This window comes from Nucisporomicrobium flavum (assembly GCF_016464385.1).
GTDB lineage: Bacteria > Actinomycetota > Actinomycetes > Mycobacteriales > Micromonosporaceae > Actinoplanes > Actinoplanes flavus_A.
The window spans coordinates 21592-46200 of the sequence record NZ_JADMLH010000028.1 but is presented as its reverse complement, the minus strand read 5'-3'; the positions used below and the strand labels follow the sequence as shown (position 1 = coordinate 46200).

Annotated in this window: 23 protein-coding genes; 15 read left to right on the top strand and 8 right to left on the bottom strand. The window is 70.0% G+C overall.

All coding sequences use genetic code 11. The features are described from left to right. Positions 1–37: 37 nt before the first annotated feature. The 6 genes from IT780_RS38650 (at position 38) to IT780_RS38625 (ending at position 7584) form a co-directional block, all read left to right on the top strand. The gene (locus IT780_RS38650) at positions 38–2134 is read left to right on the top strand and encodes a molybdopterin oxidoreductase family protein (protein WP_199516842.1); all 2097 of its coding nucleotides are present in this window, start codon (positions 38–40) and stop codon (positions 2132–2134) included. Beyond that, positions 2135–2482, top strand: coding sequence for a molybdopterin oxidoreductase (locus tag IT780_RS38645; protein ID WP_199516841.1), 348 nt, complete (start codon positions 2135–2137; stop codon positions 2480–2482). It abuts the gene before it with no gap. Further along, positions 2482–4938: a nitrite reductase large subunit NirB gene (nirB, locus tag IT780_RS38640; protein WP_199516840.1), complete on the top strand. Its 2457-nt coding sequence runs from the start codon at positions 2482–2484 to the stop codon at positions 4936–4938. The genes IT780_RS38645 and nirB overlap by 1 nt, the downstream gene beginning before the upstream one ends. Further along, on the top strand, positions 4935–5249 hold the full coding sequence (locus IT780_RS38635) for a Rieske (2Fe-2S) protein (RefSeq protein WP_199516839.1): 315 nt from the start codon (positions 4935–4937) through the stop codon (positions 5247–5249). The genes nirB and IT780_RS38635 overlap by 4 nt, the downstream gene beginning before the upstream one ends. 85 nt (positions 5250–5334) lie before the next feature. Beyond that, complete coding sequence (locus IT780_RS38630) at positions 5335–6666, top strand: nitrate/nitrite transporter (protein ID WP_199516838.1); 1332 nt, start codon at positions 5335–5337, stop codon at positions 6664–6666. Positions 6667–6762: 96 nt separating this feature from the next. After that, positions 6763–7584 carry an SAM-dependent methyltransferase gene (locus tag IT780_RS38625; protein ID WP_307831612.1) on the top strand — a complete coding sequence of 274 codons (822 nt, stop codon included), beginning with the start codon at positions 6763–6765 and terminating at the stop codon, positions 7582–7584. 882 nt (positions 7585–8466) lie between these two features. Here the strand turns inward: IT780_RS38625 and IT780_RS38620 are convergent. Genes IT780_RS38620 through IT780_RS38610 form a run of 3 tightly spaced genes read right to left on the bottom strand, consistent with a single transcriptional unit; the run spans position 8467 to position 10972 of the window. Then, on the bottom strand, positions 8467–9120 hold the full coding sequence (locus tag IT780_RS38620) for a hypothetical protein (RefSeq protein ID WP_199516836.1): 654 nt from the start codon (positions 9118–9120) through the stop codon (positions 8467–8469). Further along, positions 9113–10090, bottom strand: a complete 978-nt coding sequence (locus tag IT780_RS38615) for an NBR1-Ig-like domain-containing protein (RefSeq protein ID WP_199516835.1) — start codon at positions 10088–10090, stop codon at positions 9113–9115. Before IT780_RS38615 ends, IT780_RS38620 begins: the two co-directional genes overlap by 8 nt. Before the next feature lie 51 nt (positions 10091–10141). Continuing rightward, positions 10142–10972 (bottom strand): CHAP domain-containing protein, encoded by an 831-nt coding sequence (locus tag IT780_RS38610; RefSeq protein WP_199516834.1) that lies wholly within the window; start codon positions 10970–10972, stop codon positions 10142–10144. 189 nt (positions 10973–11161) lie between these two features. Between IT780_RS38610 and IT780_RS38605 the strand changes: the two genes are divergently transcribed. The 4 genes from IT780_RS38605 to IT780_RS38590 all read left to right on the top strand — a co-directional run bounded on the left by IT780_RS38605 (position 11162) and on the right by IT780_RS38590 (position 15975). Then, the gene (locus IT780_RS38605) at positions 11162–13129 is read left to right on the top strand and encodes a sensor histidine kinase (protein WP_199516833.1); all 1968 of its coding nucleotides are present in this window, start codon (positions 11162–11164) and stop codon (positions 13127–13129) included. Beyond that, positions 13129–13815 carry a response regulator transcription factor gene (locus tag IT780_RS38600; protein WP_199516832.1) on the top strand — a complete coding sequence of 229 codons (687 nt, stop codon included), beginning with the start codon at positions 13129–13131 and terminating at the stop codon, positions 13813–13815. Before IT780_RS38605 ends, IT780_RS38600 begins: the two co-directional genes overlap by 1 nt. Positions 13816–13881: 66 nt before the next feature. After that, entirely contained in the window at positions 13882–15507 is a 1626-nt protein-coding gene (locus tag IT780_RS38595; RefSeq protein WP_199516831.1) for a PAS domain S-box protein, read from the top strand. A 96-nt stretch (positions 15508–15603) separates the two neighbouring features. Then, the gene (locus IT780_RS38590) at positions 15604–15975 is read left to right on the top strand and encodes a helix-turn-helix domain-containing protein (protein ID WP_199516830.1); all 372 of its coding nucleotides are present in this window, start codon (positions 15604–15606) and stop codon (positions 15973–15975) included. 23 nt (positions 15976–15998) lie between these two features. Here the strand turns inward: IT780_RS38590 and IT780_RS38585 are convergent, their stop codons facing one another. The 3 genes from IT780_RS38585 to IT780_RS38575 form a co-directional block, all read right to left on the bottom strand. Then, positions 15999–16610 carry a ClpP family protease gene (locus tag IT780_RS38585; RefSeq protein ID WP_199516829.1) on the bottom strand — a complete coding sequence of 204 codons (612 nt, stop codon included), beginning with the start codon at positions 16608–16610 and terminating at the stop codon, positions 15999–16001. Beyond that, complete coding sequence (locus IT780_RS38580; protein ID WP_199516828.1) at positions 16607–17233, bottom strand: ClpP family protease; 627 nt, start codon at positions 17231–17233, stop codon at positions 16607–16609. Before IT780_RS38580 ends, IT780_RS38585 begins: the two co-directional genes overlap by 4 nt. Positions 17234–17353: 120 nt before the next feature. Beyond that, positions 17354–18448 (bottom strand): DUF6461 domain-containing protein, encoded by a 1095-nt coding sequence (locus IT780_RS38575; protein WP_199516827.1) that lies wholly within the window; start codon positions 18446–18448, stop codon positions 17354–17356. A 165-nt stretch (positions 18449–18613) separates the two neighbouring features. On the opposite strand from IT780_RS38575, the gene IT780_RS38570 reads away from it, so the two are divergent. The 3 genes from IT780_RS38570 (at position 18614) to IT780_RS38560 (ending at position 20767) form a co-directional block, all read left to right on the top strand. Continuing rightward, positions 18614–19354, top strand: a complete 741-nt coding sequence (locus IT780_RS38570) for a hypothetical protein (protein WP_199516826.1) — start codon at positions 18614–18616, stop codon at positions 19352–19354. A 311-nt stretch (positions 19355–19665) separates the two neighbouring features. Further along, a complete protein-coding gene (locus IT780_RS38565; RefSeq protein WP_199516825.1) occupies positions 19666–20169 on the top strand; it encodes an ATP-binding protein in 504 nt (167 codons plus the stop codon). Positions 20170–20308: 139 nt separating this feature from the next. Next, complete coding sequence (locus IT780_RS38560) at positions 20309–20767, top strand: AMIN-like domain-containing (lipo)protein (protein ID WP_199516824.1); 459 nt, start codon at positions 20309–20311, stop codon at positions 20765–20767. A gap of 93 nt (positions 20768–20860) precedes the next feature. Here the strand turns inward: IT780_RS38560 and IT780_RS38555 are convergent, their stop codons facing one another. Then, entirely contained in the window at positions 20861–21151 is a 291-nt protein-coding gene (locus IT780_RS38555; protein ID WP_199516879.1) for a hypothetical protein, read from the bottom strand. 150 nt (positions 21152–21301) lie between these two features. On the opposite strand from IT780_RS38555, the gene IT780_RS38550 reads away from it, so the two are divergent. Both IT780_RS38550 and IT780_RS38545 read left to right on the top strand, forming a co-directional pair. Further along, on the top strand, positions 21302–21832 hold the full coding sequence (locus tag IT780_RS38550) for a SigE family RNA polymerase sigma factor (RefSeq protein WP_199516823.1): 531 nt from the start codon (positions 21302–21304) through the stop codon (positions 21830–21832). Further along, entirely contained in the window at positions 21813–22946 is a 1134-nt protein-coding gene (locus IT780_RS38545; RefSeq protein WP_199516822.1) for a hypothetical protein, read from the top strand. The genes IT780_RS38550 and IT780_RS38545 overlap by 20 nt, the downstream gene beginning before the upstream one ends. A gap of 60 nt (positions 22947–23006) precedes the next feature. On the opposite strand, the gene IT780_RS38540 is transcribed toward IT780_RS38545, so the two are convergent. Continuing rightward, complete coding sequence (locus IT780_RS38540) at positions 23007–24521, bottom strand: molybdopterin-dependent oxidoreductase (protein ID WP_199516821.1); 1515 nt, start codon at positions 24519–24521, stop codon at positions 23007–23009. Positions 24522–24609: the final 88 nt, after the last annotated feature.

Below are 24609 nucleotides of genomic sequence, written 5' to 3'. Positions count from 1 at the left end.
CCGGTGCGCGAAACGCCACACCAGCACGATCAGTGGCGTGACGGTGACCGAGACCCATTGCCCGTACTGCGCTCTGCAGTGCGGCATCCGGCTGACGCCCGAGATCCCGCGGGTGCGGCTCGAGCCCGCCGAGTTCCCGGTGAACCGGGGCGGGCTGTGCGCCAAGGGCTGGACCGCCGCGGAACTGCTCGACCACAAGGACCGCCTGCTCACCCCGCTGGTCCGCAAGGATCCCGCGGACCGCACCAGCCCGCTGCGCGAGGCCACCTGGGACGAGGCCATGGAGCGGATCGTCACGGCGATCCGGGCCAGCCAGGAGAGGTACGGCCCGGACAGCGTCGGCGCGTTCGGCGGGGGCGGGCTGACCAACGAGAAGGCGTACACGCTGGGCAAGTTCGTCCGGGTGGCGCTGCGCTCGGCGTCCATCGACTACAACGGCCGGTTCTGCATGTCGTCGGCCGCGACGGCCGCCAACCGGGCGTTCGGCGTGGACCGCGGGCTGCCGTTCCCGCTCGAGGACCTCGCTGGGGCCCGTACGGTCCTGCTGGTCGGCGCCAACCCGGCCGACGCGATGCCGCCGTCGATGCAGTACCTGGACGCGGGGCGGGCCGAGGGTGCCCGGCACATCGTCGTGGACCCGCGGCTGACGGCGACCGCGAAGGGCGCGTACCGGCATCTGCAGCCTCTGCCCGGCACGGACCTGGCGCTGGCCAACGGCCTGCTGCACATCGCGATCCGGGAGGGCCTGGTCGACGAGGAGTACATCCGCGAGCGCACGACCGGCTTCGACGCCGTCCGCGCCGCGGTGAACTCCTACTGGCCCGGGCGGGTCGAGCGGATGACCGGCGTTCCCGAGGCGCACCTGCGCGAGACGGTCCGCCTGCTGGCCACCGAGAAGCCGGCGATGATCCTCACCGCGCGGGGCGCCGAACAGCACAGCAACGGTACGGACACCGCCCAGGCCTACCTCAACCTCGCGCTCGCGCTGGGCCTGGTGGGCCGGCCGTTCTCGGGCTACGGGACGATCACCGGCCAGGGCAACGGGCAGGGCGGCCGGGAGCACGGGCAGAAGGCCGACCAGCTGCCCGGGTACCGGCGCCTCGACGACCCGGCCGCCCGCGCGCACGTCGCGAAGGTGTGGGGCATCGACCCCGACGAGCTGCCCAGGCCCGGCCGGAGCGCGTACGAGATGCTCGACCGCCTCGGCACCGACGGCGGCGTCCGGGTCCTGCTCGTGCTGGCCAGCAACATCGCCGTCTCGGCGCCGCACGCGAACCACGTCATCGACCGGCTGCGCGCCCTCGACCTGCTCGTGGTCAGCGACATCTTCCTCTCCGAGACGGCCGCGCTCGCCGACGTCGTGCTGCCGACCGCGCAGTGGGCGGAGGAGGAGGGCACGATGACCAACCTGGAGGGCCGGGTCATCCGCCGCCGCATCGCCCTGCCGCCGCCCCCCGACGTCCGCACCGACCTGCGCTTCCTCAAGGACCTCGCGGACCGCCTCGGCCGCGGCGAGTTCTTCAGCGACGAGCCGCGTGAGGTGTTCGAGGAGCTGCGCCGCGCGAGCGCGGGCGGGGTCGCCGACTACGCCGGCATCACCTGGGAGCGGGTCGAGGCCGAGCAGGGTGTGTTCTGGCCGTGCCCGAGCGAGGACCACCCCGGCACGCCGCGGCTGTTCGCCGACGGCTTCCCGACCCCGGACGGCAGGGCCCGTTTCGTCCGGGTCGAGCACCGCGACCCGCACGAGGTTCCCGACCGGCATTACCCGTACGTCCTGACGACCGGCCGGACGATGCAGCAGTACCAGAGCGGCAACCAGACCCGCCGGATCGCCGCGCTCAGCGTGGCGATGCCGGAGCCCCGCGTCGAGCTGCACCCCGATCTGGCGCGGCGGCACGGCATCGCGGACAGCGACATGGTCGAGCTGCGCAGCCGCCGCGGCCGGGCGTTCTTCCGCGCCCGGCTGAACCCGGGGATCCGCCCCGACACCGTCTTCGCGCCCTTCCACTGGGGCGGCGACAACGCCGTCAACGCCCTCACCGATCCCGCGCTCGACAGGCATTCCCGGATGCCCGCTTTCAAGGCGTGCGCGGTCGCGATCGCGCGTACCGAAGAACCAGAAGGGACCAGTTAGGTGCACTCCACTCCCCGTTTCCTGCAGGGCGTCTTCGCCTTCGAGGGCAAGGGGCTCGACCAGCCGTTGCCGCTCGGCGGTGCCCTGAGCCTCGTGGTGCCCGACGGTGTCGTGGCGCAGGCCGTCTACTTCCGCGGCGGCAACTCCGCCGGCGAACTCGTCTGCGTGGTGCTCATGCGCGACGGCAAGCCGATGCGGTACTTCCCGATCGGCGCCAAGGGCGACGTCCACGTGCCGCTGCGCGTGGTGGAGGACCTGGACTCCGGCACCTCCGTCGAGCTGTGGCTGGCCGCGCCGGACGGCGTGACCGGCACCGTCGTGATCGATCTCGGACTGGTGGAGGTCTGATGGCCCAGCGTCTGGTCGTCATCGGCAACGGCATGGCCGGCGCCCGTACGGTCGAGGAGATCCTCGCCCGCGGCGGGGACTTCGACATCACGGTCTTCGGCGACGAGCCGTACGGCAACTACAACCGGATCATGCTCTCCAACGTCCTCGCGGGCGTGGAGGACGAGTCCGGCATCTTCCTCAACGACCTGTCCTGGTACGCCGACAACGGCATCACGCTGAATGCCGGCGTCCGGGTCGCGCGCATCGACCGGTTCGCCAAGCAGGTGTACGCCGAGGACGGCACCGCCACGCCGTACGACAAGCTGATCATCGCCACCGGCAGCCGCGCGTGGGTGCCGCCGATCCCCGGCGTGCACCGCAAGGGCCGCGGCTACCACCAGGGCGTCTTCGCCTTCCGCACGCTGGACGACACCCGGGCGATGATCCGGTACGCCCGCGAGCACGAACGCGCGGTCGTGATCGGCGGCGGCCTGCTCGGCCTCGAGGCGGCCCGCGGGCTGCAGAACCACCTCGGCCACGTCACGCTCGTGCACGCCGCCGGGCACCTGATGAACACCCAGCTGGACGCGGCGGGCGGTGCGATCCTGCAGCGCAGCGTGGAGGCCCTGGGCATCGAGGTGGTGACCGACGCGCTGACCACCGAGATCCTCGGCAAGCACTCGGTCACCGGCGTCAAGCTCAAGGACGGCCGGACCATTCCCTGCGACGTCGTGGTCATCGCCGCCGGCATCCGCGCCAACGCCGACGTCGCCGAGGTGAGCGGCCTGGTGGTCGAGCGCGGCATCGTCGTCGACGACCAGATGCGCGCATTGGACGAGGCGGACATCTACGCCGTGGGCGAGTGCGCCCAGCACCGCGGCCAGACGTACGGGCTGGTCGCGCCCCTGTGGGACCAGGCCAAGGTGCTCGCCGACCACCTCACCGGCCGGGACCCCGACGCGGCGTACCACGGCTCCCGGATCGCCACCAAGCTCAAGGTCGCCGGGGTGGACGTCGCCGCGATGGGCATCCAGACGGCCGAGCGTGACGACGACGAGACGCTGGTCTTCAGCGAGCCGCGCAAGGGTGTCTACAAGAGCCTCGTCATCCGCGACGGGCGCCTCGTCGGGGCCACGCTCGTCGGCGACGTGCGCAAGTACGCCTTCCTCATGCAGGCCTTCGACCGGGAACTGGCGCTGCCCGAGGACCGCGTCGAGCTCATGTTCGACCTGGGCGGCCCGCCGGCCGAGGTCAGCGCCGCCGACATGGCCGACGACGCGCAGGTCTGCAACTGCAACGGCGTCAGCAAGGGCACCCTCGTCGAGACCGTGCACGGCGGCTGCAAGACCGTCAACGGGGTCATGGACAAGACCCGCGCCGGCAAGGGCTGCGGCACCTGCAAGAGCCTTGTCCAGCAGATCGTCGAGTGGGCCGCCGGGGGAGAGGTCGAGGAGGACCCCAAGGCGAGCTGGTACGTGCCCGGCGTACCGATGCCGAAGCCCGAGCTCATGGCGGCCATCCGTACCCATGGGCTGAAGTCGGTGTCCTCGGTCTTCGCCACGCTCGTGCCCGGCGGTGAGGAGGACGCCAAGAGCAAGATGGGTCTGGCCTCGCTGCTGAAGATGATGTGGGGCGACGAGTACGTCGACGAGCGCGACGCCCGGTTCATCAACGACCGGGTGCACGCCAACATCCAGCGCGACGGCACGTTCTCCGTGGTGCCGCAGATGAAGGGCGGCGTCACCACTCCCGCCCAGCTCAAGCGGATCGCGGAGGTGGCCGAACGGCACTCCGTACCCATGGTCAAGCTGACCGGCGGGCAGCGCATCGACCTGCTCGGGGTGCCCAAGGAGAAGTTGCCGCAGATCTGGTCGGAGCTCGACATGCCGTCCGGGTACGCGTACGGCAAGAGCTTCCGCACGGTGAAGACCTGCGTCGGCTCGGACTTCTGCCGCTTCGGCGTCGGCGACTCCACCGCACTGGGCATCGCCCTCGAGGAGCGCTACCAGGGCATCGAGGGCCCCGGGAAGATGAAGCTCGCCGTCACCGGGTGCCCTCGCAACTGCGCCGAGGCGTACGTGAAGGACCTGGGTGTCGTGGCGATCGACGGCGGCCGCTGGGAGATCTATGTCGGCGGGGCGGCCGGGGCGCACGTGCGCAAGGGTGACCTGCTGGCCACCGTGAGCAGCCCGGACGAGGTCGTCACACTCACCGGCCGGTTCCTGCAGTACTACCGCGAGAACGCCAACTGGCTCGAGCGCACCTACGCGTGGGTCCCCCGGGTGGGCATCGAGCGCATCCGCGAGGTCGTCGTCGACGACGCCGACGGCATCGCCGCCGACCTGGACGCTGCGATGGACGCCTCCGTGGGCGCCTACCGGGACCCGTGGAAGGAACGCGTCGAACCCGTGACACCAGGACAATTCCGTACCTCGCTGCCGCTGGTGGTCCTGCCCCAGGTGCCGGTCCGATGAGCATCCGGCTCGGGCCCGTGGCCGAGATCCCGGTGGGTGAGGGACGCACGTACGCCGTCGACGGCGACATGGTGGCCGTCTTCCGCCTGCGGGACGGCTCCCTGCGCGCACTGTCCGCGGTGTGCCCGCACAAGGGCGGCCCGCTCGCGGACGGGCAGATCGACATGAAGGTCGTGGTCTGCCCGCTGCACCTGAACGCCTTCGACCTGACCACCGGCTGCTCGCTGACCGGGCAGCCCGACCTGACCGTCTACCCCGTCGGCGTCGACGACGAGGGGCACATCGTGATCTATTCGGAGGTTCCCGCATGACTGACTGCACCGAGCAACGCCCGCCGCAGGCCGGAAACGGCCGTGACGGCGAGGGCCAGGAAGGCATGCGAATGGAGGGCACAGCATGACTGCCACCTTGGAACGTCCCGCGGCGAGAAGCGTCCGGGGCCACTGGATCGACGACTGGCGGCCCGAGGACCCCGCCTTCTGGGCCAACGGGGGCGCCGCGATCGCCCGGCGCAACCTGACCTTCTCGATCTTCTCCGAGCACATCGGCTTCTCCGTGTGGACGCTGTGGTCGGTGCTCGTGCTGTTCCTCGGGCCCGCGTACGGCGTCGACCCGGCCGGGAAGTTCCTGCTCACCGCGGTGCCGGCGCTGGTGGGGGCGGTGCTGCGGATCCCGTACACGTTCGCGGTGGCCCGGTTCGGCGGGCGCAACTGGACGATCATCAGCGCCTCCCTGCTGCTCATCCCGGCGGTGCTGGCCGCGTTCCTGATCAAGCCCGGGGTCTCGTACGGCACCCTGCTCCTGCTGGCCGCGGTCGCCGGCGTCGGCGGCGGCAACTTCGCCTCGTCGATGGCCAACATCAACGCGTTCTACCCGGACCGGCTCAAGGGCTGGGCGCTGGGCATCAACGCCGGCGGCGGCAACCTGGGCGTGGCGGCGGTACAGCTCGTCGGGTTGTTCGTGCTGGCGGTCTTCGGCGCCGGCCACCCCGGCATCGTGGCGGGCATCTACCTCCCGCTGATCGTCGTCGCCGCGGTGGGCTCGGCGCTGTCCATGGACAACCTCAGCCAGGCCCGCAACGAGAAGCGGGGGATGCGCGACGCCGCCCGGCAGCCGCACACCTGGATCATGTCGCTGCTGTACATCGGCACGTTCGGCTCGTTCATCGGCTTCGGCTTCGCCTTCGGCCAGGTGCTGCAGGTCCAGTTCGGCGACGTGTTCAGCACCCCGGTCAAGGCCGCGTACCTGACGTTCCTCGGCCCGCTGCTCGGCTCGCTGATCCGCCCGGTCGGCGGCGCCCTCGCGGACCGCCTCGGCGGCGCCCGCGTCACGTTCTGGAACTTCGTCGCGATGGCGGCCGGCGCGAGCGTCGTCCTGCTCGCCTCCCAGCTCAAGTCGCTGCCGCTCTACCTCGTCGGCTTCGTCGCCCTGTTCGTGTTCAGCGGCATCGGCAACGGCTCGACGTACAAGATGATCCCGCGCATCTTCGCCCTGAAGAACCCGGGCGACGAGCACGAGGCCCGCCGCCTCTCCGGCGCGGTCATCGGCATCGCCGGCGCGATCGGCGCCTTCGGCGGCGTACTGGTCAACCTGGCGTTCCGGCAGTCCTTCCTGGAGTACAAGACGGCCGACGCGGCGTACCTGGCGTTCATCGCCTTCTACGCGCTCTGCGTGGCCGTCACCTGGGCGGTCTACCGCCGGCCGGGGCAGAGCCTCACCGGCGTCTGACGGACGCGGCGATCTCCCACTACGATGGCGCGAGCAGATGCCACGGACACCCGGGGCATCTGCTCGCCACATTGTCACGGACGACAGGAGATCGTGGTGGGCACCGAAGGCGACCCCCGGCCGGGCGCGGTCCGGATCGACGCGACCAAGCCTCACCCGGCGCGACGGTACGACTACTGGCTGGGCGGCAAGGACAACTTCCAGGCCGACCGCGAGGCAGCAGAGGCGATCGCCTCGGTCTTCCCGCACATCCGCACCGCGGCCCGTGAGAACCGCGCCTTCATGCGCCGCGCGGTCCGCCACCTCACCGCCGAAGCGGGCATCCGCCAGTTCCTCGACATCGGCACCGGCCTGCCCACGGCGGAGAACGTGCACGACGTCGCGCAGGCCATCGCCCCGACGTCGCGGATCGTGTACGTGGACAACGACCCGCTCGTGCTCACCCACGCCCGCGCCCTGCTGACCAGCTCCGACGAGGGCCGCACCGCGTACATCGACGCCGACGTCCGCGACCCCGAGGCGATCCTCAACGACCCGGCCGTGCGGGAAACCCTCGACTTCTCCCAGCCGGTGGCGCTCCTCCTCGTGGCGATCCTCCACTTCGTCGAGGACCACGAGGACCCGTGGGCGATCGTGAAACGCCTCTTCGACGCGATGCCGGCGGGAAGCTACCTGGTCCTGTCCCATGCGACGTTCGACCCGCTGGACCCCGAGACGATCGCGGCCATGAACGCGGTCAACGAGCCGATCAAGCCCCGGTTCAGCCCCCGGCCGCTGGCGGAGGTGTCACGGTTCTTCGAAGGGCTCGACCTGCTCGAACCGGGCATCGTCTCGGTCTCGGACTGGCGCCCCGAACCGGGGCCGCGACCGACGCCGGCGGAGGCGACGGGGTACGGGGCGGTCGCCCGGGCTCACTGACCCGCTCCGCCGGCGGACGCGCCGAGACCAACAGGTCGCAGACCGCCTGGGTCAGGGGCTGCCCGGTATGCGCCTCGTAGTAGGTGAACACGGGCGAAGGGTTCGCCTCGAAACACAGCCACTTCCCGGCCTCGTCCCGCCGGAAATCGATGCCGGCCAGCGGCAACGACAGGCCGGCCGAGATGCGCAGGCACAGCTCACGCAGCCCGGCCGGCACCGCGACCTGGCTGATCGACACCGGGTGGCCGGAGCGTTCCGCGTATCGGTAGTCGTCGGCCGGGCTGACGACCATGCAGCCCAGGACGAGGCTGCCGATGACGTGGACCCGCCAATCGGGGCCGGGAACGTACGCCTGGAACTGGGTCGGGCACGCGGTCAGGTCGCGCTGGGCGAGCAGCTCCCGGAGGCTGCCGGTGGTGGCCGTCCGCGTCACGCTGCGTACGCCGCTGATCGACTTGAACACCACCCTGCCGTGGCGCCGGCAGAACGCCAGCGCCTCGGCCGGATCGGTGGTCACCAGCGTGGGTGGCACCGTCGCGCCGAGCCCTCGCAGCAGCCCGGTCTGATACGGCTTCGAGTTGTTCGACGCCGCGGCGGCGGGGCGCGTGATCACCAGCGCGGGTGTCGTCTCAGCCCAGTCGAGCACAGCGGGCCGGCCCTCGCCGGGCGCCACGCCGCCCGGCGGTGGTGGCCGGAGATAGGCCGCTGAGATCGTGTTGAGGGGTACGGAGCGACCGTGCACGACCAGCGTGCCGTGGCTGCCATCCGATGCGGGACGCACCGAGAACGGGTCGGCCGCACCGACCTGGATCACCGGCTCGGCGGATGCGCGGAGCCGGTCGCCGACGGCCCGGGCCGGCGGGTCCGACCCCCACACGAGAATCACGAGACCGCCTCGAACAGGGCCCGGCGGGCCGGTGCTCGCAGGGCCGGCCAGCACGTGGCCCCGGTGATCCGGCCGTCCTGGAGGGCCATGGTGAACGTTCCGGCGCCGACCCGTTCCGCCACGGCCGGGACGAACCACGAGCGAAGGGGCGCGGGCGCCCGCCGCTGGATCGTCCTGCCGGCGACCACGTCGAGCCGGCCGGTGAACCGGCCACCGTCGTCGCCCAGCACCGACCCGGCCGTCCGCAGCCACGCCGCCCGGCTGATGTCCGGCCCGGCGAGGTTCCCGGGCGTCGGACGGTTGAGGACGCGGGTGCCCAGGCCGGCCAGCCACGCCAGGAGAAAGGCGTGCGTCTCCTGGGCGGCGAACCCCCGGTCCGCCCTGCGCAGATGCGGCAGTTCGCCCGGCAGCACGACCGGGATCCGTACGTAGACCCCGAGGATGTCGTCTCCCGTGCCGATCCGGCCGCCGGCCGCCCAGCGGCTCGCACCGATGTCGCCCGTCCAGGCCCAGCCCGCCCGGCAGACATCCGCCGGGGTCATCAGGACGGCCGGGGCCCAGCGGTCCCACTCGGCAGCCAGGCGCGCGGCGGCCCGGTCGACCCGGCCGGCGAGCACGATACGCACGCCGGCCGGGCACCGGTCAGCCATCCGTCCGCTCCGCGGGCTCGGTGAACGGCGATGCTTCTCCGTCCGGTATCGCGGCCCGTGCCACCAGCCCCGCCGGGACGGCCCACGAACGGGATGCCCCCAGCCAGTGCGTTCCTTCCAGATGCACCGCCAGCTTCTCGCGCAGACTCTCCTTGTTACCCCACTTGGGATTGTCGCCGGGATCCGTCACCGGCTCCCCGACCTGGACGAGCACCTGCGGCGAGAAGTCGCCGAACCACGTCACGCCGTCCTGCACCATCCGCCACTGGAAGGCGTAGACGCCGGGCGCGGCCGGGGTATGTGCGTCGAAGGCGAAGGTGACCTCGTCGCCGGGGGCGACGTCGTGCGGCAATGCCACCCGGCCGTTTCCCCAGTGGGAGTTGTCCTGCGGGGCCTGGGCGCCGAGGGCGTACGCGGCCTGCGCCGTCCACGCCTGATTCGAGGTGTTCTTCATGGTCACCTGCACCGGGCTCGTCGAGCCGGGTTCCACCCGGGCCGGCGGGCTCACCTGCGACACCACGTCCGCCCCCGACCGGAACAGCTCGTAGCGCATCTTCGCCTCGGTGTCGCCCGCCCCGATGGTGGCGAACGCGACGAACCGGTGCGCCTGGGGGCCCAGCAGCTCCACGCGTCCGGAGTTCGCCCCGATGAACGGGTTGTCGAAGTGCACCCTCATGGTGACGGGGCCGGCCGCCCAGTCGACGTGCCCTTCGACCCCGGTGAAGACGGAGTTCGCCCGGCTGACCCCGCCGAACACCATGGCGGCCTTCGGGCCGAGAAGGTGTGCCGGCGTTTCCGCATAGTCGCCGTGCTCGAAGTGGTCGCCGCTCCTGGTCAACGTCAGATCGGTGTTGTTGTCCACCTCGATGATCACCGATCGTGGTCGGTTCACCAGATGGATCACCTCGACGATCCCCTTGATCTGGCCGGCGGTCGCGCTGATGCCCGCGAAGATTGCACTGATGGACATGATTTCCCCCATGGTTGAGTCGTTTCAAGATGTGGTTGTGCCCGGCCCGGGTCAGGAGATCTGCGCCTCCCAGGTCGCCCGCCAGGTTCGCGGTCCCACGACGCCGTCGGCATCGAGGCCCTTCTCGCGCTGGAATCGCCGGCAGGCGCGGGCCGACTGGTCGCCGTACCATCCGTCGGCCGTGATGGGCCATCCCCGCTGCCGCATGCGGGTCTGCCACATCCGCACATCGCCGCCGTGCATCATCGGATCGGTACGCCGAAGTTCCCGGCCCGGCCACGGCGGAGCCCCATCTGCGTCGCCACTGTCGCCGTAGTCCGGATACCCGTAGCCGACGATGTTGGCGCGCCGCACTCGCCGCGCCACCATGTCGCCGGTGTTCCCCTCGATCGTGACGATCGCCCCGTCGCCCCGAACGGCCTCCACGATCCCGACGTGATCGATGCCCGAGATGTCGTTGCCGCCCCGCCAGTCGAAGAAGACGATCGCTCCGGGCCGCGGGGTCCTGCCCCACCGTCCGTGCTGCCGGAACCAGCCGGCGTGGTGGACGGTGTAGGCGAACCTGCCGACCACGTCGATCAGGCCGCTGCGGTCGGCACACCAGGAAACGAACATGTCGCACCACGCGGCGTGGTTCATGCCGTACCACCGGCCGTACTTGGTGTCGTTGCGGGCGCCCTCCCGATAGCCCAGCTGGGATCGGGCGACATCGAGCAGTCGATCGGCGCCGCCGTGGCGGGCGCGATTCTCGCCGTCCGCGGCCGGACCCGGTTCCTGCGAGACGTCCTGCGGACCGTCCGCCTCGCGGATCCGGTTGTCGGTGCGCGCAGGGCCGGTGTCCACTCCCGGGCCGGGCTGGTCGGTGCCGTGTGTCGTGAACAAGGTGAGCTCCTTTCGTCGAGTGCAGGCAGCGGGAGCGGCCGGGTTGTCGCCTCGGCGACGTGTCCACCCTCCAGCGCCCGGTGCGGGGAGCGCATGAGACGGGTGTCCCGTCCGGATCGGGCGGAGCGCCCGGGTCGCACGGGCCAGAAATGCCTGCATCCCGGGCATATCGGCCCGCACACTGATGGCATGTGGCGACGGCTTGTGATCGGATCGGTCGCGCTCTCCTGCCTCGCCGCCGTCGTGATCGGCGCGGTGTGGCGTATCCGCTCCGATATGGCGTGGCCTTTCCCGGGTATACCCGCGGCTGTGTGGCCGCGCGCCCTGATCGCGGATGTGATCGTGACCGCCCTCGCCGCACTCGGCTGGACCGCTGCCGGTTGTACGCTCGCCGCGCTCCGGCCCCGGAACGTTCTCGGCTGGGTGCTTCTCGCCATGGGGGCGATCCAGTCGTACCTTCAACCGCTCGACGCGGTGATATCGCCCAACGGGCCGGTGATGGCGGACCCGCCGCCGTTGCTGTCGGGCCTCAGCTCGGTCCTGGACGGCGTGCTGTTGCTGAGCCTGCTGAGCGTGGTACTCGCCCTGTATCCGGATGGGCGCCTGCCCGCCCGCTGGTGGCGGTGGCCCGTCGGCGCGGCCACCGCCGGCATCGTGCTGCTGCTCGTGTACGACGTCTTCGAGTCGGTGCTGGATCGCTGGCGGCTGGACCTCTGGGACGACGTCGTCGGCATCTTCCTGTTCACCCCGGCCGCGGTCACGATCTGGGTCGGCACCTTCATCAGATGGCGGCACGCGGTATACCCGTACCGGCAGCAGCTGGCCTGGTACGTCGGCAGTGGCGTGGTGCCGACCGCGTTCTCATGGCTTGCGTTGCTCGTCCCACTCGACCATGTGGAGCTGGAAGCACTCATCAGCGCGTTGACCAGCCCCTGGCTGATGATGCCGTTCGGGATCGCCGTCGGGGTGCTTCAATACCGCCTGCTCGGAGTGCGCGCGGTCCTGCGCCGCGGTCTGGTGTACGCCGTGCTGACCGCTTTGGTGTTCGCCGTCTACCTGACAGTCAGCGCAGTGCTCAGCACGGTTCTGGAGCGCAGCGCGCTTCCAGCCGTGGTAGCCGCGGCGATCGTCGCGGTCGGCCTCGCTCCGGCGCGGGAATGGTTGCAACGGGCGGCGAACCGTGTCATCTACGGAGCCCGCCGGGATCCACTCCGGGCTCTGACGGACCTGAGCAACAGCGTCGCGGTCACTGACCACCTGGAGCTGTTGCCGGCAGCCCTCGCCGCCGTCGTCAGCGCGGTGCGCGCCGACGGCGCGACGATCGTCACTTTGGGAGGAAGGACCCTCGCGTCCGCCGGCGACGAACCGGCCCGGTATCTGGCGCTGCCGCTGCGCTTCGGGGGAGCGGAGATCGGCGAGCTGCGGGTGGCTCACCCTCCGGCAGGTGAGCGGTACGCCGAGGTCGAGGGGCGCCTGTTGACCGCCCTGGCAGCGCAGCTCGCCGTCGTCGTATCGGCGACAGAGCTGACCGAAGCCCTGGACGCGGAGCGCAACAGGGTTGTGACCGCGACCCGCGACGAGCGTGACCGTCTCCGCAGCGACCTGCATGACGGCCTCGGGCCCTCCCTGACCGGCATGAGCCTGGGGCTGCAGGCGCTCGAGGGCCTCGTCGGTGAGCCCTCAGCCGCGACGCTCGTGCGGCGGCTGCGCGAGGAAACAGACACTGCCGTGCGAGACGTCCGACGCATCATCGACGGGCTCCGGCCGACCGTTTTGGACAGCGCGGGGCTGACCCGGGCGATCGAACGGCATGCCGGCACCCTGGACGCGGCCCTGCCCGTGGACGTGACCACCGACGCCCTCCCCGTGCTGGCTCCCGATGTCGAGGTGGCGGCGTACCGCATCATCACCGAGGCGCTGACCAATGCGGCCCGGCACGCCCGCGCCGAGCATGCTCGGGTGGTCATCAGCGCCGATGACGCCCTGCACATCGCGGTCAGCGACGACGGCCACGGCATGGGCAGCCTCGATGCCTCGGCCGGGGTGGGGCTGACGTCGATGCGGCGGCGTGCCGAAGCGCTGGGCGGAGAGTTCGGCGTTCGCTCCACCGACGCGGGTACCACGATCACCGCCACCCTGCCGCTGAGGAGATCATGATGGAGGAGCCGGTCCCGGTACGGGTGGTGATTGCCGATGATCATCCGATGTTCCGCTTCGGGCTGAGCGCGGCCATCAGCGCCGTAGCGCAGATCGATCTGCTCGGCGAGGCCTCGTCCGGTGCGGAGTTGGTCGAGCTGGTGGAGCGTACCGTTCCTGACGTCGTCATCACGGATCTCGCCATGCCCGGCACGGACGGTACGCACGCCACCCGGCAGATCGCCGCCCGGCATCCGCACGTCGCGGTGCTCGTCCTGACGATGCACGAGGACGACGAGGCACTCTTCGGCGCCATGCGGGCCGGGGCACGGGGATACCTGCTCAAAGGAGCGGACCGCGACGACATCATCCGGGCGGTGCTCAGTGTCGCCCGCGGGGACGCCGTGTACGGCACCGGAGTGGCGCAGCGCATCGTGGACTTCTTCACCGGCGCCCACAAGGACTACACCGCCACAGTGTTCCCCGAGCTCACCTGTCGGGAACGCGAAGTCCTGGAGCTCGTCGCCGCCGGACACAGGAATCATGAGATCGCCCGCCGCCTTGTCCTGTCCGAGAAGACCGTCCGCAACCATGTCGCCTCGGTGCTGTTCAAACTTCAGGTCAGTGACCGCGCGGCGGCAGTGGCGCGAGCCCGCGACGCCGGCCTCGGCCAACCGCATTCTCCATCTCCGGGTCGGGCGGGGTAGGACAAAGCGTAGCTCTACGTATATACCGACGTGGACAGACAGCAATGCCGCTGGTACTAGTTATGCGTGCTGAGGGCCTTCGAATGGGTTGTGCTGGGGTTCGGGAGCGCGGCCGCCATCGTCTACGGCGTCCGTCGTCACCGGCCCGCCCGGGTCGGCCCCTGGCTCCTGCTCGCCGGGGCCATCGTGGCGAGCGCCGCCGGCGATGTGCTGACCGCGCTGGGCCGGCCCGGCGTGGCCGACTTCTTCTTCTACGCCATGTTCGTGCTGGTCGCCTGGAGTCTGCTGCGGCTGACCCGCGTCGGCGCGATTCTCGTCGACCGGGCGCGACTCATCGACCTGCTCGCGTTCGCGTGCTCCACGCTGCTGGTGGTCTGGGTGTTCGTCGTCGGCGACGCGGGCCGGATCGGGAACGTCTCCGGGGCGTACGTGATCGGGGCCCTGCTGCTCCTCGCCGTCGTTGCCCGCGTCCTCGTCGCCGTGGGGCGGAATCTCTCCGCCGTGCTGCTGGTCATCGGGGCGGTGGGGGTCCTGGTCAGCGACATCGTGCAGCCGATGTGGCCGGGGCGGCTGAGCGAGTCCGGGTTCGTGGTGCTCTACCTGGCCTGGGGCGCCGCGGCGCTGCACCCGTCGATGGTGAGGCTCACCGAGCCCGCGGCGCCGCGGCCGAGCCCGTGGCGGGCGCGCTGGGCGGCGCTGCTGGGCATCTCGGTCGCGACCCCGCCGGTCGTTCTGCTGATCGAGGCGATCCACGGCACGGTCAGCGACGGCGTGGTGATCGCCGCGGCCGGTGCGATCACGCTTCTGCTGACCATCACGCGCCTGACCGACTCGGTGACCCTCAACGGTCAGGCCCTGGCACGGGAGCGCGCCCTGCGGCAGGCGAGCGCCGCGCTGGTCGCCGCCGCCGACACCGCAGCCGTCGACGCGGCCGTCCGGGCCGCTGTCGCCCAGCTCATGCCACCGTACGCGATCCGCAGCACCGTCTTTTCCCTCGACGACCGCAGGGTCACGCCCGAAGCGGTGCCCGGCCCGGCGCACCGGAGCTGGTGGACCGAGGACTCGGACCGCGACTACGCCACGCTGGTCTGCCCGCTCCGGCTGGAACCGCTCGCCGTCGCCCGGCCCAGCGGCGGAGCCCTCATCCTGGAGGGCCGCCGCGACATCCTCACCGCCACGCGCGACACCCTCGAGGTCCTGGCCGGCCAGGCGGCGCTCGCGCTGGACCGCATCTCCCTGGTCGAGGCGGTCGGCCGCCGCGACAGCGACCTCTACCTGCGCGCGGTGATCCGCAACAGCGCGGACATCATGGTCGTGATCGACGAGGATCAACGCATCCGGTACGCCAGCCCGTCCCTGCGCGAGCTGCTCGGCACCGAGGACCTCCCGCCCCTGGCCACCCTCGACGAGCTGGTGCACCCGGATGATCGCGTACCGCTGCGTCAGGCGTTCCGCAGCTCCGGGGACGGGGTCGTCTACTGCTCGCTGGTACGGGCCGACGGGAGTCAGGTGCTGGTCGAGGCCACGTACCGGGACCTGCGCGCGGACAAGTTGGTCCAGGGCTTCGTCGTGACGATGCGGGATTTTACCCAGGGCCGTGAGCCGGACGAGCGACGGCCCGGACGCGACAACGTGGACGAGATGCCGGCGCGGGTGAACCGGCGCAGCGCCCGGCACAAGTTCCGCTATTAGCCGCTAGCGGCAGCCCGGCGGTCAGAGCCGCGGGATTCGCTCCTGGCTTAACGGCCGGGACCTCGGAAAGGCGGGGTCAGGTCCTAGGGTGGGCCTATGGCTGACCTGCGGCACACCGATGGGCATCGCCGGCCGCTGTTGCGCACGGTGGTCGGTGAGGTGCTGCGCCGCCGGCGGCAGGAGCAGCGCCGCACTCTCGCCGAGGTGGCTCGCGACGCGAACGTCTCCGTGCAGTACCTTTCCGAGGTCGAGCGCGGCCGCAAGGAGCCCAGCTCGGAGATCGTGGCTGCGGTCTGCGATTCGCTGGGCCTCGATCTGGTCGACCTGCTCGCCGAGGTGCGGCAGGACCTCACCGCCGGCCGGGCCGCCGTGCTCCGGTTCGATCAGGCCCGACTGCGCCGGGCCACTGCGGCGCCGGCCCCGATCCGGCCACAGCGCGGCGGCGACGTGATGCTGCTCGCCGCCTGATCCGTACGGGGACGGCCCGCGTTCTACGCGCTCAGGCGGTACGCGCGGGCGGGCCGGGTGGTGATCACCTGGTCGGCCAGGCCGTACGCGACAGCCTCCGCCGCCGTCAGCGCCATGCTGCGGTCGGTGTCCTCGCGGATCTTCGCTGTCGAGTGGCCGGTGTGGTCGGCCAGTATCCGGTCCATCTCGGCCCGTACCTTCGCCACCTCCTTGGCCTCGACCGCCAGGTCGGGCAGGGTGCCGCGGGCCTGGCTCGACGGCTGGTGCAGCGTCACCTTGGCGTGCCGCAGCACCGAGCGCTTGCCCGGGGTGCCGGCCGCCAGCAGAGCGGCCGCCGCTGACGACGCCTGCCCCACGCAGAAGGTCGTGACGTCACAGCGGATGAAGTTCATGGTGTCGTAGATCGCCGTGAGCGCACTGAACGAGCCGCCCGGCGAGTTGATGTACAGCGCGACCTCCTGCTCGCCGGCCGACTCGAGGTGCAGCAGCTGGGCGATCACCACGTTCGCGACGCCGTCGTCGATCTCGGTGCCGAGGAAGATGATGCGGTCGGAGAGCAGCCGGGAGTAGATGTCGAAGGCGCGCTCGCCGGTCGGCGTCCTCTCCACCACGGTGGGAATCGTGTACTGGCTCATGCGCTCAGCCCCATCGGCAGGCGCTGGACGGCGGGGCGCACGTCGTCGACGCTGCCCAGAATGTGGTCGATCAGCCCGTACTCCCGGGCCTCGTCAGCGGTGAACCACCGGTCCCGCCTGCTGTCACGCTCGACGGCCGCCAAGCTCTGCCCGGTGTGCTCGGCGGTGAGCCGAAGCAGGGTGGTCCCGATCCGTTCCAGCTGATCGGCGTAGATCTCCACGTCGGCGGCGGTGCCACCGAAGCCGGCGGAACCCTGATGCATGAGGATCTGCGCGTGCGGAAGGCTGAAGCGTTTACCGGGCGTGCCCGCGGTGAGCAGGAACTGGCCCATGCTTCCGGCCAGACCGAGGGCGAGGGTGCTGACGTCGTTCGGAATCAGCCGCATCGTGTCGTAGATGGCCAGCCCGGCGCTGACCGACCCGCCCGGCGAGTTGATGTAGAGGCTGATCGTGCCGAGCGGATCCTCGGCGGAGAGCAGCAGAAGCTGCCCGCACAGCCGGTTCGCCACCGGATCGTCAACCTCACTCCCGAGCACGATGATCCGCTGATGCAGCAGCCGCGCGGCCACCTGATCGTCGATGGACCCCGCGGTCCAGGGGCTGACCCCATTCGTGAGTTGCATGGTCGCTGTCTCCTCGCGTTCGGCGTTCCGGCCTCCACGATCGGCCGGGAAACGCCGACACCCCAAGGAAATCTGCTGTCAGCGGATGGACTCCTGGCGGTGGAGTTGCGCGCTTCGGCGTTACGTTCCGGAGGCCATCGAGCTCAGGACGGCGCTGCGAGCGGCGGCACCGCCGAACAGGTCCGGGACTGAGCCCACCGGCCTGAGCGCGGCCAGCAGCGCGTGCTTCGGGTCCGGGTCGAGCAGTCCGCGCAACGCGGTGACGAACCAGCCGTACCTGTAGCCCTGCGTTCGCTGCGCATCGCTGAGGCGGGCCCGATCAGGGCCGTTGAGGGAATCGCCCGCTCGTTTCTGGGCCGTCAGCCAGTCGCGGACGTGATGGCCCAGGCCCGAGTCCGCAGCCACGGGTGTGGCAACGCCCTGGGCGGCCGAGTCGAGGAAGTCCGTGAGCTCCGGGATCCCGTCGAGGCCGAGCGTCGCAGCCAACCGGGTCACCTCGGCCACCGCCGACGTCCGCTGTCTCGCAGGGCCGGCGCGTTCGGCCGCCGCGACCAGATCGCCGGTGCCCCGCTCGTACGAGTCGGCGGTCAGGCGATCCCCCGGACCGGGCGGAGTGACGAACCACGGCTCGATCTGCGCGGACAACGCGGCAGCGGTGAACGGGTCCGCGGGCATCCTGGTGCCGGTGACGAGCTCGGCCAGGACCAGAGCCTTGGGACCGGCCGGCTCCCACGAGTCTTCGTCGTCCGCGGACGAATCGGCGAAGCCGGCATCGCGCATGAAAGGCCTGAGGGCAGCTGGATCGCTGCCCCACATCCGATCGCCGGCGGAGAAGTCCGGGTCGAAACCGGCAACGACGGTCCCATCAATCGCGTACGCCACCTGCGGCGACGCGTAATCGTGCCGCAGAACCGACAGCGCTTCCGTGCCACGCGACAGCGACTCCAGCAGCGCGACATCTGAACCCTCGAAACCGTACGGTTCGACCACCACCGACCATGCCCCGAGAGCCAGGGCGGCGGCCATCCGCGGGTACCCCTCGTCGAAGTCGTCCATCAGCTCGTCCAGCTCCGCCTCTGACCGCCGGGCAAAGGTGTCCGCGTAGCCGCCCATCCTGCGCAGCGCTTCCGCCTCATCGACTCCCTTGATGAACGTCGAGCAGAAGATGTCGCCCAGGCGGTAGAACAACGCCTCAGCGCGCACGAGATCAGCCATGCGTCGACCCTAGGTCCCAGCCGGCACGGACGGGGCGGCAACGCCGTAGTTGACCACCGGCCGCGGACGGGCGCGCGAGGATGGAGAAAGCGGGGGGCAACGTGCCACCACGCCGGCTCGTTGACCGTCTGGGGTAAGGAGTTGGATCGGGCCTGGGGAGGCGCGTTGGAGCACGTCGGCACGGTGATATCGCTCGTGAACGGCGCGCGGAAGCTCGTCATGCAGACGGACGAGCGCACGTTGCGGCGAATCGAAAGCGCACTGGAGAAAACCATCGAATGCCAGCTCAGGGACTTGATGTTCGCCGTCCGGTGGAGCGGGCAGCCGCTTGCGTCGCCGAACCTCGATTACTTGAACGCCACCTCGGTCGGTCACGGGATCTGCGCCGCCATCGAACAGCGGTATCACATTCTGCTCGAGGTCATTGAAGCGGACGGGGCGGGTCTGCTGGGCAAGGCGAAGGCCGGCATGCGTCCAGAACGGTGGAGGGTTCGCTCGCGATTCCGGGCGGCTTACCTGGCGATGTCGATTGCCGCGGTACACAGCTTTTGCAGAAACACGCCAGGATGGCTCCTGTGGCAGCGGCGTAGCTGGGACCTGTTCACATCCGTCAGGGGCCATGATGCCACGATCGTTGAGCCCGCTCATCAGATACCGGACGGGATGACCGGCTATCCATCGTACAATATGCTGTGGAAGCCGAACCCGCGATATCTCAGCGACCTCAGGCGATCCCACGACCGGCTCGACGCCGGATTCGATTCTGCGCATCAAATGATTGCAGGATCCGCAGACCGGGAAGCGCTCCTTCGTTGCGCCTTGGACGCCTTACACTTCAAGGCGCCTGTTTCTTCAGGTATGCCGTTGCCGGGAACAACCACTATGTCGCTGCCGCGGACCGCCTGAACGGGGTTCCGGTCGAGGTAATTGCCGAGCACGGGTGCATCCAAGCGACGGCGGGCCGCTCCTGCCTGCTCTTCCTGATCGGTCCGGGCTCCCTGCCCCGGACGCGCTGGAAGGTTCAGCAACGCTGCGGACGAGAACGGAGGGGCGAACCCTTGGTGACCTGTCGTCTTCTGGAGCGTGGACTGGGGAGTTGTGCCGCTGGCGCCAAGCTCCGCCGGCTTCCTGGACATGCTGCACGCCTAGGTACGGCGCAGCTGGTTTCCCGGCTACCACCACGTCCAACACATGATCGTCTATGAAACACTAGGTTGATGAAAAACCTGGTCATCGTCGGCGGCACGATGGGGATCGGCAAGACCGCGACGTGTCGCGAACTGCAGAGGATACTCCCGCGGAACGTGTTTCTTGACGGTGACTGGTGTTGGGACATGCGTCCGTTCGTCGTCACGCAGGAGACGATACGGATGGTTGAGAGCAATATCGCTCACCTGCTCAACGGGTTCCTCGACTGCTCGGAGTTCGACAACATCATCTTCTGCTGGGTGCTCCATGAACAGCGGATACTGGACGATCTCATAGCGAGGCTGAATCATGGAAGCCGCACGGTCCACAGTTTCTCGCTCGTCAGCAATGAAGAGGCGCTGTCGGAAAGGCTGAGCCGCGACATCGCAGCGGGAAAGCGAGGCCCGGAAATTGTGGAGCTCAGCCTGGCGCGCCTGCCGCTGTATGACGAGATCGACACCGTCAAAATTGACGTCACTGATATCTCGCCGGCCGACGCGGCACATCGGATCAAGGGTTTCCTGAAGAGCTGAGCCGTGAAATGCGCCCGACGCGGGTCGTCAGGGTGGCGGCGCCGTTGTCATCTATGCGAACGCCGCTGGAGCGCGGCGGCCGGCAGGCGGTCGTGCTGCTGCTGCTTGCCGCCGGTGGTCGCTGACCGGGACTTGTCGGATGTCGCAGTCCCTGGTCACGGCCCATCCGCCGCGCGCGCCGGCCGCGCTGCTGCGCGTCACCACGAGTCAGCAGAGCTGCTATGACCGTACGGTCTTCGAATTCACCGGCGCGGCTGACGGCTACCACGTCGAGTACGCGGACGCGGTCCACACCGGCGGCGAAGGGTTGAACGTCACGCCGTACGCGGCCGGCGATGCCCACCTCGATGTCGTGCTGCTCGCGCCCGTCTACGCCACCGACGGGACCGTCACCTACAACCGGCGTACGGGCGACCATGCCGTCAATGTCCTGCGCTACCAGACGTTGCGCGACCTGCTCTATGCCGGCAGCTATGAGGGTTACACGAGCTTCGATCTGGGCGTACGCGCCCGGCTGCCGTTCCGGGTCACCGCCTCGACCGGCTCGGACGGGCACGGCCGGATCACCATCGACGTGGCGCACCGCTGGGACCAGTGAGCCGGTCCGCGGCTGCCCCTATTCGGCTCCGGACATCGGAAAGGCGCCCACCCGGAGGTGTGGCGCCTTTTCCGTACTGTCCATCAGGTAATGCTAGAACCAGACTTTTCGGCCACCGACCGGGCGGCCGACGGCGCCGAGGATCCACAGCACCGCGCCGATCACCAGGAGGATGATTCCGATCGTGTAGAGAATCGACACCTTCAGGAAGATGCCCAGCAGCAAGAGGATGAGCCCTACGATCAACATGGTGCGCTCCGTTTCGTCGGCGGGCATCTCCCGCGGGGCAGCCTGTACCCCGTACGTCGAAAAGCTAATCCAATCGATGGCTGACCCCGGACCGTCGGTCTGTGTCCCGTCCCCCGGCCTCACGACGATCGCCATGACGAACTGGCGATGATGGGCACAAGCTTGCCATTCCGGAGCGAAAGGGACTGAAGCCTGAAACCCAACCCCGCCGAAAAATCTCGACCCGGTATGCAACCTTTCCTCAGCCAGCGCGCCTCTAGGTGGCGACGAAGGGAGCACTACCGAGTGGATGCCGAAGACGACGAGGGCTTTCGCGAGTTCGTCCGCGTCCGGTTCGAGCCGCTGCGCGCTCTTGCGTACGTGACCTGCGGCGACTGGCAGGCCGCCGAGGATGCGGTCTCCGGTGCGTTGGCCAAGCTCTATCTGCGGTGGAACAAGGTGAGCACGCCCGAGGCGTACGCCCGGACCATGGTGATCCGGGCCGCGATCGGGGAGAAGCGGCGGCCCTGGCGGCGGGAGCGGTCGGCCGGTGACGCGCTGCCCGAGGTGCCGGTGCGGGACCGGTCCGGTGATGTCGACGAACGGCTGCGGTTGCACGCCGCCCTGCGCCATGTGGCGCCCAGGCAGCGCGCGGTCCTGGTGCTGAGGTTCCTCGAGGGCCTCAGCGTCGAGGAGACCGCGGAGGTCCTGGGGTGCCGGACCGGCACTGTCAAGAGCCAGAGCTCGCGGGGACTGGACACGTTGCGGGCCGTCCTGGCCGCCGAGGACATCACCCTGCGCGAGGAGGAGAGGGACCATGTCCTATCACGTCCGTGACGTGCTGGAAGCGGCGCGGGATTCCGCACCCGCGCCGCGTACGACCACCGATGACATCATCGTCCGGGCCGGGCGGATCCGGGCCCGGCGCCGCCTCGCCGCGGCTACCGGGGCCGGGGCGGCGTGCCTGGCGATCGCAGTGGCGGCGGTGTCGGGGCTGGGTTCCACACCGGCCGGCCGGCAGGCGACCGGGCAGTCGGCCGCGCAGCCCGGCGGGTTCACGCTGCCCGCCGGCTTCACCACCGTCTTCGGTGACGCGCGGGCCGGCGGGTACCGGATCGGGCCCGCCGGTGAGGTGACGGCCGGATACCAGGAGGTGCCGGTCTACCGCGACGGCGCCACCTGGCCCGGGGACGACGGCAAGAACTATCCGCTGGTCGACGGCATGATCACCGTCTACCAGCCGGGCGTCTACAACCCGGACAGCTTCCGCCGGGCCGATCCGCAGACGAAGGTGGGCCCCGAGTTCTCGGTCACGGTCGCCGGCCGGCCCGGCGTCGGCCACACGGTCTCGTACGCCTCGGCCATGGTGAACGTGCCCGGTGCCCCGTCCGCCAGTCCCTCGTTCGACCCGGCGGGCGGCTTCACGCGGGTGGCGCTGGCCTGGCAGTACGGGCAAGGCGCGTGGGCCACGTACGTCCCCCGCGACGCCCAGGTCAACCAGAGCACCGAGGACGCGGTGGCGGTCGCCGAGGCGCTGAGCGTGGTGCCGGAGCGGCCGGTGCGGGCGCCGTACCGGCTCGGTTACCTGCCCGCGGGCTGGCAGCCGATCGCGGTCACCGAGACGGACGCCGACCTGAGCACCACGGTCTCGGAGCTGTACCTGCACGACGGCCCGCTCGCGGACGACCGGGCCGCCGTGGTGGACGAGGCCACCCCCCGTACGGTGAAGATCTTCGTCTCCCGGAGCACCCTGAAGGACGAGGCGATCCGCGGCAGGAAGGGCGTCCACTGCTACGCGCAGCCGGTGTGCACCCGGGTCCTGGGCGAGTACTTCATCCAGGTCGACGGGATGTTCAGCAACGCCCTGCCGGCCGCCGAGGTCAAGAAGATCACCGAGGGGCTCAAGCCGGTCGAGGTGGCGGACCGGGCCGCCTGGGTACCGGTGAAGTAGCGGGACGCGAGGGCGCAGCCGGCGAACGGGTCGGCTGCGCCCGGCGCGCGGGCGGGGCGGTCAGATGCGGGCGTTGATCGCCTGGTAGCCGGAGTCCTCGCGGGTGCCACCCATGCCGTCACCCACCGTGCGGTAGTCGGCGATCCATTCCACGGAGCGGACGTACTTGACCATCTTGTACCCGTGGATCGACTCGACCCGCAGCCGCAGCGGGGCGCCGAAGGTCCACGGCAGGGGCTTGTCGTTCATCGACCAGGCGAAGATGGACTCGTCCTCCAGGCAGTCCGCCAGCGGGATGCAGGAGTAGTACGGCTCGAGCGGCCGGTCCCCGTGCATCTTCTGCGCCGTCCCGAACGACGTGACCAGGAGGTACTGGGCGTCGGCCGGCCGTTCCCCGCCCAGGGCCATCAGGTCGGCGACCTTCGGGCCCTTCCACTTGGCGATGCCCGTCCAGCCCTGCATGCAGGTGTGCATCGCGATCTGCTCCTGCTGAGGCAGCCCCTTGATCTGGTCGAACGTGACGGTCACCGGGTTGTCGGCGGGGCCGATCCGCAGGACATAGTCGCGGAACCCGTCCGCCGCGAGCGCGTGCCACTCGGGCGACTCCTCCGGCGTCGGATGCCTGCCGTTGCTCCAGTGGTACGGCGAGATGTCCTGCTCGGTGTACGTGCCCAGCTTGCGGGTGCGCGGGTGCATCCGGTTGACCGTGACCGCCCGGATGGGCTCCAGCAGGCGGAACAGGAACCGCTGGGTCGCGCGTACGTCGCGGATGCTGAGGTAGCTGATCGCGATCCAGGCGGCGACAACGAGGACCGTCGCCAGCACCATGATGGTCGTCGCCTGCGCCACCTTCGCCGGGTCGTACGAGCCGAAGACCATCTGCGTGACGTTGTGGTCGCGGTGGACGATGAACACCAGCGCGATGTGCATGACCATGAACGCGGTCAGGAACACCATCCCGAGGAAATGGATGGAGCGCGCCGCCTGCCGGCCACCGAAGACCTTCGGGTACCACGGGTACCGGCCGATCACCGCCGGGGACATGACGGGCCCGGTGGCGATCATCAGCGGGGCAGCGATGAAGACGACGGTGAAGTACAGCAGGTGCTGCAGGGAGTCGTACGGCGTGAAGTGCTCGATGCTCGGCACCCCGAACCCGGCGTAAATTTTCAGCGATTCCCACGCCTCGGGGACGATGTCCCATGAGGTGGGAACGATGCGACGCCACTCGCCGGTCAGGAACAGCAGGCCGACGTACGCCGCGCCGTTGAGCACCCAGAGCATGGAGACGAGCCCGTGCCAGTGCCGGCCCAGCCCGATGTTCTTCGCACCGGGCAGGGCCAGCCAGCTGGGCAGCGACGACTCGTCGTCGCGGGCCATGAACGCGCCCTCCTCGGGCGGCACCACCCGCCGGGTGAACTTGATCCACTCGGTGCCCGGCCCGCAGTCGTTGCGCCAGTAGAACCGCGGATGCGTGGCGATGATCTGCCAGCCCGACCGGATCAGCAGCCCCATCAGGAAGAAGTTGATCAGGTGGCTCGCCCGGAGCCAGAGCGGGAAGTCGAGCTCGGGCATCAGGCGAGCCTCCTGCAGGTCGTGTCTTGCCGGACCGCGTCGTTCCAACCCCCAGGACACTGTAGTAAGAAATTCCCTGACGTACTGC

Bases quoted from the DNA above. Each gene is read 5' to 3' on its own strand.
- nirB (WP_199516840.1), top strand. From the start codon at position 2,482: ATGGCCCAGCGTCTGGTCGTCATCGGCAACGGCATGGCCGGCGCCCGT.
- IT780_RS38585 (WP_199516829.1), bottom strand. From the start codon at position 16,610: ATGAGCCAGTACACGATTCCCACCGTGGTGGAGAGGACGCCGACCGGC.
- IT780_RS38555 (WP_199516879.1), bottom strand. From the start codon at position 21,151: ATGGCGATCGTCGTGAGGCCGGGGGACGGGACACAGACCGACGGTCCG.
- IT780_RS38580 (WP_199516828.1), bottom strand. From the start codon at position 17,233: ATGCAACTCACGAATGGGGTCAGCCCCTGGACCGCGGGGTCCATCGAC.
- IT780_RS38545 (WP_199516822.1), top strand. From the start codon at position 21,813: ATGTCCTATCACGTCCGTGACGTGCTGGAAGCGGCGCGGGATTCCGCA.
- IT780_RS38590 (WP_199516830.1), top strand. From the start codon at position 15,604: ATGGCTGACCTGCGGCACACCGATGGGCATCGCCGGCCGCTGTTGCGC.
- IT780_RS38615 (WP_199516835.1), bottom strand. From the start codon at position 10,090: ATGTCCATCAGTGCAATCTTCGCGGGCATCAGCGCGACCGCCGGCCAG.
- IT780_RS38575 (WP_199516827.1), bottom strand. From the start codon at position 18,448: ATGGCTGATCTCGTGCGCGCTGAGGCGTTGTTCTACCGCCTGGGCGAC.
- IT780_RS38560 (WP_199516824.1), top strand. From the start codon at position 20,309: ATGTCGCAGTCCCTGGTCACGGCCCATCCGCCGCGCGCGCCGGCCGCG.
- IT780_RS38600 (WP_199516832.1), top strand. From the start codon at position 13,129: ATGGAGGAGCCGGTCCCGGTACGGGTGGTGATTGCCGATGATCATCCG.
- IT780_RS38635 (WP_199516839.1), top strand. From the start codon at position 4,935: ATGAGCATCCGGCTCGGGCCCGTGGCCGAGATCCCGGTGGGTGAGGGA.
- IT780_RS38630 (WP_199516838.1), top strand. From the start codon at position 5,335: ATGACTGCCACCTTGGAACGTCCCGCGGCGAGAAGCGTCCGGGGCCAC.
- IT780_RS38605 (WP_199516833.1), top strand. From the start codon at position 11,162: ATGTGGCGACGGCTTGTGATCGGATCGGTCGCGCTCTCCTGCCTCGCC.
- IT780_RS38540 (WP_199516821.1), bottom strand. From the start codon at position 24,521: ATGCCCGAGCTCGACTTCCCGCTCTGGCTCCGGGCGAGCCACCTGATC.
- IT780_RS38620 (WP_199516836.1), bottom strand. From the start codon at position 9,120: ATGGCTGACCGGTGCCCGGCCGGCGTGCGTATCGTGCTCGCCGGCCGG.
- IT780_RS38565 (WP_199516825.1), top strand. From the start codon at position 19,666: ATGAAAAACCTGGTCATCGTCGGCGGCACGATGGGGATCGGCAAGACC.